Annotated in this window: 10 protein-coding genes; 5 read left to right on the top strand and 5 right to left on the bottom strand. The window is 60.6% G+C overall.

Annotated features, from left to right (window positions below):
• Positions 1–830: 830 nt before the first annotated feature.
• The 5 genes from LAO20_22940 to hypF form a co-directional block, all read right to left on the bottom strand.
• On the bottom strand, positions 831–1,376 hold the full coding sequence (locus LAO20_22940; protein ID MBZ5534292.1) for a hydrogenase maturation protease: 546 nt from the start codon (positions 1,374–1,376) through the stop codon (positions 831–833).
• A complete protein-coding gene (cybH, locus tag LAO20_22935) occupies positions 1,373–2,167 on the bottom strand; it encodes a Ni/Fe-hydrogenase, b-type cytochrome subunit (protein ID MBZ5534291.1) in 795 nt (264 codons plus the stop codon). Before cybH ends, LAO20_22940 begins: the two co-directional genes overlap by 4 nt.
• A gap of 9 nt (positions 2,168–2,176) precedes the next feature.
• Entirely contained in the window at positions 2,177–3,889 is a 1,713-nt protein-coding gene (locus LAO20_22930) for a nickel-dependent hydrogenase large subunit (protein ID MBZ5534290.1), read from the bottom strand.
• 1 nt (position 3,890) lies between these two features.
• Positions 3,891–5,009, bottom strand: coding sequence for a hydrogenase small subunit (locus tag LAO20_22925; GenBank protein ID MBZ5534289.1), 1,119 nt, complete (start codon positions 5,007–5,009; stop codon positions 3,891–3,893).
• Between the two features lie 185 nt (positions 5,010–5,194).
• A complete protein-coding gene (gene hypF, locus LAO20_22920; protein ID MBZ5534288.1) occupies positions 5,195–7,459 on the bottom strand; it encodes a carbamoyltransferase HypF in 2,265 nt (754 codons plus the stop codon).
• Between the two features lie 97 nt (positions 7,460–7,556).
• Between hypF and hypA the strand changes: the two genes are divergently transcribed.
• From hypA to hypE, 5 genes are read left to right on the top strand one after another with little or no spacing between them, the layout of a single operon-like run.
• Positions 7,557–7,940: a hydrogenase maturation nickel metallochaperone HypA gene (gene hypA, locus LAO20_22915; protein ID MBZ5534287.1), complete on the top strand. Its 384-nt coding sequence runs from the start codon at positions 7,557–7,559 to the stop codon at positions 7,938–7,940.
• Positions 7,937–8,650, top strand: a complete 714-nt coding sequence (hypB, locus tag LAO20_22910) for a hydrogenase nickel incorporation protein HypB (protein ID MBZ5534286.1) — start codon at positions 7,937–7,939, stop codon at positions 8,648–8,650. Before hypA ends, hypB begins: the two co-directional genes overlap by 4 nt.
• Before the next feature lie 34 nt (positions 8,651–8,684).
• Positions 8,685–9,005 carry a HypC/HybG/HupF family hydrogenase formation chaperone gene (locus LAO20_22905; GenBank protein ID MBZ5534285.1) on the top strand — a complete coding sequence of 107 codons (321 nt, stop codon included), beginning with the start codon at positions 8,685–8,687 and terminating at the stop codon, positions 9,003–9,005.
• A 12-nt stretch (positions 9,006–9,017) separates the two neighbouring features.
• Positions 9,018–10,130: a hydrogenase formation protein HypD gene (gene hypD / locus LAO20_22900; GenBank protein ID MBZ5534284.1), complete on the top strand. Its 1,113-nt coding sequence runs from the start codon at positions 9,018–9,020 to the stop codon at positions 10,128–10,130.
• Positions 10,123–11,184: a hydrogenase expression/formation protein HypE gene (gene hypE / locus LAO20_22895; protein MBZ5534283.1), complete on the top strand. Its 1,062-nt coding sequence runs from the start codon at positions 10,123–10,125 to the stop codon at positions 11,182–11,184. The genes hypD and hypE overlap by 8 nt, the downstream gene beginning before the upstream one ends.
• Positions 11,185–11,530 lie beyond the last annotated feature (346 nt).

The raw sequence follows: 11,530 nt of genomic DNA, 5'->3' as shown, positions 1-11,530 counted from the left end.
TGGCGCTTGAAGACATCAGCGGAGGCAGCAAAGTTGCACAGAATCTAAACCTGAAGAACAGAACGACCCGAAAAAACCCACCACAACATCTGCTCAAAGCAAGTTCCACCCATTTCCGGTGACTTTTTCAACAGTCTCAGATGTTTTTTGAACTCCAAACCTCGTTCAGTCGCTAGCAAGCCCCACGCATGGGCGGTCCCGATTTCAATTGTGCCCTCGAAGACGGAACGCGACGCACTGGCTGGCCCTGATGTGCCGGCGATCACATCCAAGAAGTGAGGAACGGGATACTTTTCCAGCCTAGGGGTGGCAAACAAGATAACCGCAACCCGGGGGATTGATGCCCGATAATTCTCCCGAACGGCGGTGGTTTTGGGTCACGCTGGCGCTTTCGAGCATCAGCGTTGTCGGATTTGTGTTCGCCGTCTGGGAACTGCTTGAATCTCGTTTCTTCCGCGACGCCGATTACCTTACTCTTCACTACCTGTACATCAGTCGAGGGGTGTTTCCTCTTTCCTGTTAGCCTTCTGGGCCGGCTGGTTCGTGTTGCGGGGACGCCGCAAAAGCGAGCAACAGCTGCGGCGGTCACGTGCACGCTATCTCGGGATTCTCAACTGTTCTCCTGCTGCCATCGCGCTCTTTAACTCTGACCTGGTGGTTGAAGAGTGGAATGCCTCGGCTGAGGAAACTCTACGGTTACACCCGCGCCGAGGTGATTGGGCACAAGCTGCCGACCATCCCCGCAGAGAAGCAACACGAAATGCAGATGCTTCTAACGCAAGCCTCCATCGGCGCCGAAGATGGCAGGTGTTCGACGGCGAGCGGGTTCCCTAAGCAATGTGTAGTGCTGAAGCCGGCGTCTCAATGGTCGCTCGCCATTTCTGCAATTCCTCTAGAGTGGCCTGAATCAACGCAGGCAGAGCTGCCTCTACTGTGGGGCTGAGGCTCTCTCCCCATCCGGTCTGCTCCGGTTGCACCCCCAGCAGGACAATCATCTTGTTGGAGAACTTGTTCATCCAGCGCAGCCCTTCGAGCATGTCAGCGAAGCCGATCTGGTGGACGCTCGGGCTTCCAGGCAGGGGCTCCAGTTCGGTCATGGCGTAGCGGACGATGGCGCCTGGGGCGGCGCCGGTGTTCACCGCGTCGAGCACCAGGATGTGCGTGGCGTCTTCAATAGCGGGGAGCAATTGCAGGCCCAGGGTGCCGCCGTCCATGACTTCAACGCCGGCGGGGAGGCGCGGGTCGCCGAGCAACCGCTGAATAGCATGGATGCCAGCGCCATCATCGCAGTGGATCAAGTTGCCCAGGCCGAGGACGACAACGCGGCGTTGCTGCGTCGTCGTTTGCGCTGGGGGTTGCGTAGAGTCCTGCATCATGCGCCCTTCTTCTTGCGGCTCGTCCACCAGCGTGCGATTCGGCTGGGCAGGGAAGTCTTAAGCAGAATCTGACGGCGCTGCTCCTGCTCCTCAAGTTCGTAGCCCTGAACGAATTTGAAGCCAGAGAACATGCTTTCCAGCAGGCCGTTGCGCTCCTCAATGGACACCAAAATGGCGCTGTACACATGGTGGATGGCAAACGCGATGAACGCGAACATGCCCAGGAAGTGAAAGAGCCTCAAGTACTGGATGTCAATGATGCCGGGCAGCCAGCCGAACAGGGTGCGTGCCAGTCCGGGCCCGCGCACCTGGCTATAGAGCACCAGGCCGGTGAGAATCTCCAGCGACATCAGAAAAAAGATGAAGCTGTAAGTTAGTCCGGCCAGAGCGTTGTGTCCCACCTGGCGTACGGGCTCGCGCCGCACGAACGAGTAGTACTTGAACATTTCCCGGGCGGTCTTCAAACGCTGGCGGTCCGTAGGGATGAAGAACCGCCAACTGGCCCAGTAGTTACCGGCCACGAAGTAGTACACCCGCATCATGAAAGCCGCCAGAAAGATGTATCCGGAGATGATGTGGATGTAGCGCATGGTCCCCATCATGTAGGTGCCGGGCGCACGCGAGATCACGAACGGGTTGTGCATGTAGTAGCCGGTGAAGCTGAGCGCGATGATGGCAAAGAAGATCAGCCAGTGTGAAACGCGCACCGGAAGCTGCCACACATAGACGCGCGCAAGGCATTGTTCCGGCGGCTGGTCGGCCACAATGGGGATGCCCCTTGTTGTTGCCATAAATCCTCCTTACGCGACTTCCCGTTTGCCGATGATGCGCCCCTGTAAATCCACAACATGCACGGCGCACGCCAGGCAAGGGTCAAAGGAATGCAGGGTGCGGAGAATTTCCACCGGGCGCTCCGGATCGGCCACCGGAGTATTCAGCAGGGCGGCTTCATACGCGCCGCGCTGGCCATGGGCGTCACGCGGGCCGGCGTTCCAGGTGGAGGGCACCACGCACTGGTAGTTTTTGATTTTCTTGTCTTCAATTTCCACCCAGTGCCCCAAGGCGCCGCGGGGCGCTTCGTGGAAGCCGAAGCCGCGGGCGTTCTTGGGCCACGTGTCTGGGTCCCACTTCTCGCCGGCGTGGATGCGGAGCTCGCCGTGCGACATGTGGCGGTCCAGGTCTTCCACCCAGCCCTTCAATTTGTGCACCATGATCTGGGTTTCAATGGCACGCGCGGCGATGCGTCCCAGCGTGGAGAACAGCGCCGTGGCCGGAGCGCCCAGCTTGGCCAGCACGCCGTTGACGACCGCCTGCACGTCGTTGTGCCCGGAAGCGTAAGCCACCAGCATGCGGGCGAGCGGCCCCACCTCCATCGGTTTGTCCTGATAGCGCGGCGCCTTGAGCCAGGAATATTTCTTGTCCACATCCAGATGTTCAAACGGGGGCGTGGGCCCGGAGTAATGCGGGCGTGTTTCACCCTGGGAAGGATGCAGCGCCTTGTCGTCGCCCGCCGGATAGTCATACCACGAATGCGTCACGTATTCAGTGACGTTCGCCGGGTCCATGGGAAGCACTTTCGACAAGTCACGATTCAAGATCACGCCGCGCGGCAGGTAGAAAGTGGCGGGATCATTCACGCTTCCGGAAGGATATTCGCCATAGGCCAGGAAGTTGCCCAGCCCTTCACCGTGCCCAAACCATTCCTTGTAGAACGGAGCGACGGCGAGCACGTCTGGAATGTAAACCTTCTGCACGAACTCCTGCGCGCTTTGCACCAGCTTCATCAGAAAGGTGATGCGCTCAGGATTGATGGGCGCATGGGCCTCGTTGGGGTCGATCGCGCTGGCCATGCCGCCGACAAGATACGTCTGCAGGTGCGGGTTCTTTCCGCCCAGGACGGCGTGAATGCGGATGAACTCGCGCTGGAAGTCGAGGGCCTCAATGTAATGCGCCACGGCCATCAGATTGGCTTCCGGCGGAAGTTGATACGCCGGATGTCCCCAGTATCCGCTGGAGAAGAGGCTCAGTTGCTTGCTGGCCACCAGCGTCTTCACGCGGTCCTGCACGCCTTTGAAATAAGTAGTGCTGGATTTGGGCCAGTCCGAGATGGATTGCGCCAGTGCCGACGTCTTGGCCGGGTCGGCCTTGAGGGCGAGCGTGACGTCCACCCAGTCCAGAGCGTGCAGATGGTAGAAGTGGATCACGTGGTCCTGGACCAACTGCGAACCGCTGATCAGGTTGCGCAAGATGCGCGCGTTGTCCGGTACTTCAATGCCCAGAGCGTTCTCCACGGCGCGCACCGAGGTGAGCGCGTGGACCGTGGTGCACACGCCGCAGATGCGTTGCGCCCAGATCCAGGCTTCGCGGGGATCGCGCCCGCGCAGGATCAGTTCGATGCCCCGGAACATGGTGCCGGAACTCCACGCGTCGGCGATCTTGTTGCCTTCCAGTTGGGCCTCAATGCGTAGGTGGCCTTCAATGCGAGTTACCGGATCAACGACGATGCGCGCCATCTTATGACTCCTTTCCGCTAGCGGGCGTTGCCGGCTTGCCGCCGCCATCGCTATCGTTGCGGCTCATGCGGGCAATGCTGATCAAACCGTGCGCCGCCGTGGCCGCGGCTACGCCCGTCACGGCAATGGCGCCGATCTTCCCGGCGCTCACGTCCACGCCGAATCCCGGCACGTTGGGCAGCCGTTCATAGAACGGAGACTTGGTGTCCCAGAAACGATGCGATGCGCAAGCAATGCAGCCGTGCCCGGCTTTTACCGGCCAACTGGTCTGGTCATTCCAGCGCACGTTGGGGCAGTTGTAGGTGGCTTCCGGGCCTTTGCAGCCCATCTTGTACAGGCACCAACCTTTGCGATGACCTTCATCGCCCCAGGCTTCCACGTAGCGGCCTGCGTCGTAGTGGGCGCGGCGCTCGCACTGGTCATGGATGATGGCGCCGTAAGCGAACAGGGGACGGTTGTATTGGTCCAGAGCCGGCAGCTCGCCGAACGTGAGGTAGTGCACCAGCACAGCGGCGGTGTTGGCGGCATTTTGCGGGCAGCCGCCAAGATTCACGATCTTGATGCCCGGAACCGCTTCCTGCACGCCGACCGCGCCAGTGGGATTGGGACTGGCAGCGACCAGCCCACCATCCCATGCACAGGCGCCCACGGCAATGGTGGCGGCGGCGTTGCCGCAGACTTCACGGGCGATATCAAGAGCCGTTCGTCCGCCCACGGTGCAGTAGATGCCGCCATCGGCCATGGGGATGGCGCCTTCCACAATGCACAGGTACTTGCCTTTTTCTTCCTTTACCACGCGCTGCAAGGCGGCTTCCGCCTGCTTGCCCGCACCGGCCATGATGGTCTCGTGGTACTCCCACGAAAGCGTTTCCAGCACCACAGACGCCACGTCCGGATGGCTGGAACGTAGCAACGATTCCGTGTTGCCGGCGCAATCCTGGAACTCCAGCCAGACCAACACCGGACGCTTGGCTTTGTCCAATGCGTCGGCCACGGCGAAGGCATAGTGATCAGGAAGGGCCAAGGTTGCAACCACTGCGCTACAAAACTTGAGAAATTCACGGCGAGGAATGCCGCGATCGGCTAGAGCTTTAGCCAGCAGGCCTTTTTCAGGGGGCATTGCGCCACCTCCGGCAAGAGGCAGCATTTGAGTGTTACAGGCACGGCGCCGCCCCAGGCATTCTTACTTCTATACATGCGGAGGATGAACGAATCTGTGATGGTGGTCACAGTGTGGCTGCGGTCTGCGATTGAAAAAGGCCCAACCGGGATGCGACTCGCAAGGCAACAAGAACGCAAACTTCATCACGCGCCTTCACGGCCGATGGCCGCCTGGCCCAGCGCCAGCCCGCCGTCGTTGGGGGGAACCAGCCGGTGCGTCAGCACCTGGAAGCCGTCTTCTTGAAGCGCGCTCTTGGCCCATGCAAGCAACAGGACGTTCTGGAATACACCGCCGCTAAGCGCGACCTGCGCAATTCCCGTCCGCTCGCGCGCAATTCTGCACGCTGCAACGATGAGCGCAGCTACGCCGCGATGGAATCGGGTGGAAATGATGGGAAGCGTCATGCCGCGTTGCCAATCGGCAATCATCTCCCGCCACACCGGCGCCGGATCAAAGATGATCTCTTCGCCGGCGCTGACGGCAAACTCGTAGCTGTCGCGGCATGCCGCATCGGCAATGGCTTCCAGTTCCATGGCTCCCTGGGCTTCATAAGTAACGGTGTGGCGAATGCCCAGGATAGATGCTGCGGCGTCAAACAATCTGCCCATGCTGCTGGTGTCCACGCAGTTGAAGCCGGTGGCGAGTTGGCGATCAAGAATTTTTCTTTCCTCAGGCGGCACCGCAAGCGCGCACGGCAAATCCCGGGGCCATTGAATTCCTGCGGCGGTGAGATGCGCCAGCGCCATGCGGTACGGCCGTTTCACGGAGGCATCGCCGCCGGGCAGAGGAATGTACTTGAGATGGCCCAGCCGGCGGAACGATCGGTAATCGGCCAACAGCAGCTCGCCGCCCCAGATGGCGCCGTCCGTGCCGTAGCCGGTGCCGTCAAAGCTGACGCCGATCACCGGCTCCGAGCCATCCAGACTATGCTCCGCCATCAACGACGCAATATGCGCGTGATGGTGCTGGACCTGGACCAGCGGCAGTTTCTTGGCGGTGGAAAATTCCCGCGCCCAGCGCGTGGACAAATATCCAGGATGCATGTCGCACGCGATGCGCTCCGGTGCAACGCGAAACAGCGCGCGCAGATGATCAAAGGCCCGTTCAAACGCGCCCAGCGTTTCCAGGTTTTCCATATCGCCAATATGCTGGCTCACGTAGGCGTGATCGCCTCTGGTGAGACACAAGGTGGCTTTCAGTTCGCCGCCAGTAGCCAACAGAGATGGGCCAGGCGTTTTCAAATTGATAGGCATGGGCGCGTATCCGCGCGAGCGCCGGATCGGCAACTCATGTCCTTCAAACACCCGGACCACGGAGTCATCGCACACCACGTGGATGTCACGGTTGTGCAGGAGAAAGCCATCGGCCAACGGGCCAAGTCGTTCCAGAGCTTCATCATTGTCGCGGGCGATGGGTTCATCGGAACGGTTGCCGGAAGTCATCACTAGCGGCTTGTCGTCAAGCAGCAACTGGTGCAGCGGTGAATAAGGCAAAAAGAAACCAAGATGCTTGTTGCCCGGAGCAACCAGAGGCGAGGGCAAGTTCGGATCGAGAGTACGCAACAGCACCACGGGCCGCTGGCGTGACAGCAGCAAGCGGGCTTCCTCTTCGTTCACCAGAGCGTAGCGCTTCACCAGTTCCAGGTCGCGCGCCATCAAGGCAAACGGTTTGTCCACTCGACCTTTGCGGCGCCGCAGCTCGGCCAGCGCGGAATCACTGGTTGCATTGCAGGCCAGATGAAAGCCGCCGATTCCTTTTACGGCAATGATCTGGCCTTCGGCCAAAGCGCGTTTAGCCTGGACGAGCGCCGCTTCGCCGGTTCGCCCGCCGGGATGAAAGCTCAAGCTGGGTCCGCACTGCGGACACGCATTGGGCTGGGCGTGGAAACGGCGATTGAGCGGGTCATGATATTCCCGGTCGCAGGCCGGGCACATCTTGAAGCCGGCCATAGTGGTGAAAGGGCGGTCGTAAGGAATGTCGCGGATGATGGTGAAGCGCGGCCCGCAGTCCGTGCAGTTGAGAAAAGGATAGCGATAACGACGGTCGGCGGGGTCGGCGAGTTCGCGCGAGCATGCGTCGCAAGTAGCGATGTCGGGGGAGATCGGCGTGCTCTCCCCGGAGACCGCTTCACTTAAGTGAATCTCAAAACGCTGCGATCCACTGGGACTCACCGGCTCCACCGCAAAAGTCTCAATCACGGCCAGAGGCGGCGGGTTAATCTTGAGCTCGTGCGCAAAGGCTTCCAGCTCGGCTTGCGGCCCTTCAATCTCAATGGTGACGCCGCTGGAGTTATTGAGAACGAATCCGGTGAGGGCATGGCGCGTGGCCAGCGAATAAACGAACGGACGGAAACCGACTCCCTGCACAATGCCGGTAATCTTCAGCCGCCAGCGCTCGTAGACCGCCATCTTGAGCGCAATTATACGAGCGCCAGGCCGGCGCCGCGTCTGCCCGGCGGGACTATACTCAAGCACGTAAGCGCAAAATAGTTGAGAGTGAACACCAATGCATGAACTCTCCATCGTCTGCGGAATTGTCACCGCCGTGACGGAAACCCTGGCCGGCCGGCCCATTTCCCGCGTGTACAGCGTGAAGCTGCAGGTGGGGGCCTTGAGCGGCGTGGTGGAAGATGCGCTGCAATTCAGTTACGGCATCGCCACCCAGGGCACGCTGCTGGAAGGCTCGCGGCTGGAGGTACTTCACATCCCCATTGTGATTCACTGTGATGCCTGTCACATTGAATCCGACCTTCCTGGTGTACAAAGCTTCAGGTGCCCGAGTTGCGGCACGCCCAGCATGGATATCCGTCGCGGACGCGAGCTGGAGATTGAATCCATGGAAGTTGAAGAAGAGGAAGCGGAGCAAGAGGAAGTAGAGGAAGACCAGTGACCACGCGAATCGTCGAGCTGCGCAAAGGGGTCCTCAAGAAGAACGACCAGCTTGCCGCCGAACTGCGTACGCGATTCCAATCTGCCGGCGTTCTGGTGGTGAACCTGGTTTCCAGTCCGGGATCAGGCAAGACCAGTTTTCTGGAGCGCACACTGCGCGAGCTGCGGCAGCGCGGCGTGCGCGTGGCCGCCCTGGTCGGCGACCTGGAGACTGACAACGATGCTCGCCGCCTGGCAGCCAGCGGCGCTCCCGTCCGCCAGATCAACACCCACGGCCTGTGCCATCTAGAGGCCGAGATGATCGGCAAGCACCTGGAAGGCTGGCATCTGGATGAGCTGGATTATCTCTTCATCGAAAACGTCGGCAATCTGGTGTGTCCTTCCAGCTACGATCTCGGCGAAGCCGTTCGCGCCGTTTTGCTCTCCGTGACGGAAGGCGAGGACAAGCCGCTCAAGTATCCCACCATGTTCAACTCCGCGGACACCGCGGTGATCACCAAGATAGACCTGGCCGAGGCCTGCGAATTCGACCGAACGGCCGCTTGGAACAACATCCAGGAGATCCGGCCCAACATCAGAATCTTTGAGACCTCCGCCAAAACCGGCGCCGGCATGGAAACGTGGTTTGAGTTTCTTGCATCTCAGCACGCCCAGCGAAGCAGAGCCGTTGCCGGCGCGGCTTTAGGCGCTGCACGCGCGGGCGGAGACTAACTCCGGAGAATTGCGGCCAGGGAGGCCGCCGACTATGTGTCTGGCAGTTCCGGGAAGAGTTGAGCAGGTTTGGGAAGACGGCGGCACCCGCATGGGTAAGGTCAACTTCGGCGGGATCGTGAAAAACGTCTGCCTGGCCTACGTCCCGGAAGTGGTGGTGGGCGACTACACGATTGTCCACGTGGGTTTTGCCATCTCCCGGATTGACGAAGAGTCAGCGCAGAAGACGCTGCAGACATTTCGCGACCTGGGCGTGCTGGACGACGAATTCGGCAGTGAAGAAAAAATCCTGAAACGCGCCGCCGCTGCGGAAGCGCCGGAATGCCCTAGCTGCAAGACGTCACCGGAGAAGTAAAGAGAGGCCGGTATGAAGTACCTGACCGAATTTCGCAACGGCGAGCTGGCGCGCAAGCTTTCCGCGGAAATCCAGCAAACGGTGACCCGCCCGTGGAAGATCATGGAAGTATGCGGCGGGCAAACCCACTCCATTATCCGCAACGGAATTGACCAGCTGCTGCCCAAAGAGCTGGAGATGGTGCACGGGCCGGGATGCCCGGTGTGCGTGACGCCGCTGGAGATGATTGACCGCGCTCTGGCCATTGCATCGCTGCACAACGTTATCTTTTGCTCCTTTGGCGACATGCTGCGCGTGCCGGGAAGCTCGCGCGACCTGTTTCGCGTGAAGGGCGAGGGCGGCGACGTGCGCATCGTGTACTCGCCGCTGGACGCGGTGCAGATCGCCCGCCAGAATCCGGGGAAAGAAGTCGTCTTCTTTGGCGTCGGGTTTGAGACCACCGCGCCGGCCAACGCCATGGCGGCGCACTTCGCCAAACAACAGGGAATCCGCAACTTCTCCGTGCTGGTTTCGCACGTTCTGGTGCCGCCCGCGATTGCCGCCATCATGCAGTCGCCGTCCAACCAGGTGCAGGCCTTCCTGGCCGCGGGCCACGTTTGCAGCGTGATGGGTTACTGGCAATATCCTGAGCTGGCGGAAAAATATCATGTGCCCATTGTGGTCACGGGCTTTGAGCCGCTGGACTTGCTTGACGGCATCCGCCGCGCGGTGCGCCAGCTGGAAGCCGGCCAGGCGCAAGTAGAAAACGCCTACGAACGCGTGGTCACCCGCGAAGGAAACCAGGCCGCGCAGAAATTGCTGGCGGAAGTTTTTGAAGAAACCGACCGCGCCTGGCGCGGGATGGGCGTGATCCCCCGCAGCGGGTGGCGATTGCGCGAAGCCTACCTTGACTACGATGCGGAACATAAATTCCGGGTGACAGGCATTCACACCCAAGAATCGCCCCTGTGCCGCAGCGGAGACGTGTTGCGCGGCGCCATCAAGCCCACGCAGTGCGCGGCCTTTGGCAAAGAGTGCACGCCACGGCATCCGCTGGGCGCCACCATGGTGTCCAGCGAAGGCGCGTGCGCGGCTTACTACAATTACGGGCGCTTCATCTCCGCCGAGGAACTGACCAATGCCTGAGCCGCCGGATTTTTCCAATTGGTCATGCCCGCTGCCCTTGCGCGACTATCCCAACATTGTCATTGGTCATGGCGGCGGCGGTAAGCTCTCCGCCGAACTGGTGGAACATTTGTTCCTGCCCGCGTTTCGCAATGACGCGCTGGCCAGCCTGGGCGATGCTTCCGTGGTGGACTTTGCGCCGAACCGGCTGGTGTTTTCCACGGACTCCTTTGTGGTCCGGCCGCTGTTTTTTCCCGGCGGCAGCATTGGCGATCTGGCGGTCAACGGCACGGTGAACGATCTGGCCGTCAGCGGAGCACGGCCTCTGTTTCTCAGCGCCGGCTTCATCCTGGAAGAAGGATTTCCCCTGTCTGATCTGGCGCAGATTGTCGCCCGCATGGCCGCCGCAGCGGCGATGGCCGGCATCCAGATTGTGACCGGTGACACCAAAGTGGTGGAAAAGGGCCACGGCGACGGCTGCTACATCAACACCGCCGGCATTGGCGCGCTGATGGAGAGCGCGCAGGTTTCGCCATCACTGGTGCGGCCGAACGATGCCATCCTGGTCAGCGGCATGATTGGCGATCACGGCATGGCCATCATGAGCGTGCGGGAAGGTCTGGAGTTTGAAACCGTGATCCAGAGCGATTGCGCGGCGCTCAATGACCTGGTCGCCGATATTCTCGCCTGCGGCGGAAGCGCGGTCCACGCCATGCGCGATCCCACGCGCGGCGGGCTGGCCTCCACGCTGAACGAAATTGCCGCATCATCGCGTACCGGGATGGTAATTGAAGAGCCGTTGCTCCCGGTGCGCCCGGAAGTCCAGGCGGCGTGCGACCTGCTGGGCATGGATCCTCTTTATGTAGCCAACGAAGGCAAGGTCGTGGTGTTTGTCGCCGCCGATGCCGCCGACGCCGTGCTGGCTGCGATGCGTCGCCATCCCAAAGCGCGCGATGCTGCCATGATCGGGCGCGTCACGGCACAACATCCAGCCATGGTGGTCGCTCATACCGCCATCGGCGCCAACCGCGTGGTGCCCATGCAGATCGGCGAGCAGCTTCCCAGGATCTGTTAGCAGCCTCGAAGATGACAGATGTGTGGTTCCCCCAAAGAGTCAAAATGGCACGTTGTAAATATGCCAAATACTGATCCTTGACAAGCCGTTCATCGCCGCAAAGCATGAGTTGGAAATTAAACAACGGAACAAAGGCGTGGGGGTGAGCCGATCGCTCCCGCAGTATGGACCGAGCGCTGGCGTTTCGCGACTCGTCCCAAAACTTTGTGAGACTGTTGAAAAAGTCACCGGAAATGGGTGGAACTTGCTTTGAGCAGATGTTGTGGTGGGTTTTTTCGGGTCGTTCTGTTCTTCAGGTTTAGATTCTGTGCAACTTTGCTGCCTCCGCTGATGTCTTCAAGCGCCA

The sequence above is a fragment of the Terriglobia bacterium genome (assembly GCA_020072815.1).
GTDB lineage: Bacteria > Acidobacteriota > Terriglobia > Terriglobales > Acidobacteriaceae > Angelobacter.
Note: the sequence above shows the minus strand (reverse complement) of the source record. Positions and strands in the feature narration are given on the sequence as shown.